General features: G+C 59.9%; 2 pseudogenes. One reads left to right on the top strand and one right to left on the bottom strand.

The window, feature by feature from the left end:
• Positions 1 to 58 precede the first annotated feature (58 nt).
• Positions 59 to 372 (bottom strand): annotated as a pseudogene (locus tag U8L64_RS00650) (alanine:cation symporter family protein); the annotation flags it as partial.
• 75 nt (positions 373 to 447) lie between these two features.
• On the opposite strand from U8L64_RS00650, the pseudogene U8L64_RS00645 reads away from it, so the two are divergent.
• Positions 448 to 516 (top strand): annotated as a pseudogene (locus U8L64_RS00645) (hypothetical protein); the annotation flags it as partial.

Genomic DNA, 516 nt, shown 5'->3' with positions numbered 1-516 from the left:
GCGCGCTTCTTCAGCACCTTGAGCATGCCGGCGTCGCACACGTTGACGTTGCCGGTGGCGCCGTACACCACATCCAGAACACCGCGCCGGGGCCGCCGAGGAAGATCGCCGTGGCCACGCCCGCGATGTTGCAGTGCCGACGGTAGCGGCCAGACAGGTCATCAGCGCCAGGAACGGGCTGATAACGCCGGATTCGTCAACTTCCTTGAGTCGCCCTTTCCAAAGCACCGCCAAGCCTTCCTGGATCTAAAGCCAGGGCATGAATTTCAGATACATCATCAGGAACACACCAATGCCGAGGATCAGCACCAGCATGGGTACGCCCCAGACTAGGGCATTGATGTCGTTTACCAACGTATTGAGGGTTTCCATAACTACTCCAATCTTGTTTTTATTTGGTAGCCGGTTATTGGCGTGGCCCGGAGGCGGTGGGTGCTTGTGGCTCCCGCCGAGCGCGGCCCGATCGCCATCGAGGCGATCAAGGACAACAAGGCCGTGTACCTGATGGCCGTCGGC

It is taken from the genome of Pseudomonas sp. FIP_A4 (assembly GCF_036701605.1).
Classification (GTDB): Bacteria; Pseudomonadota; Gammaproteobacteria; order Pseudomonadales; family Pseudomonadaceae; genus Stutzerimonas; species Stutzerimonas phenolilytica.
The sequence above is the reverse complement of the archived record's forward strand: the minus strand, read 5'-3'. Positions and strand labels throughout refer to the sequence as shown.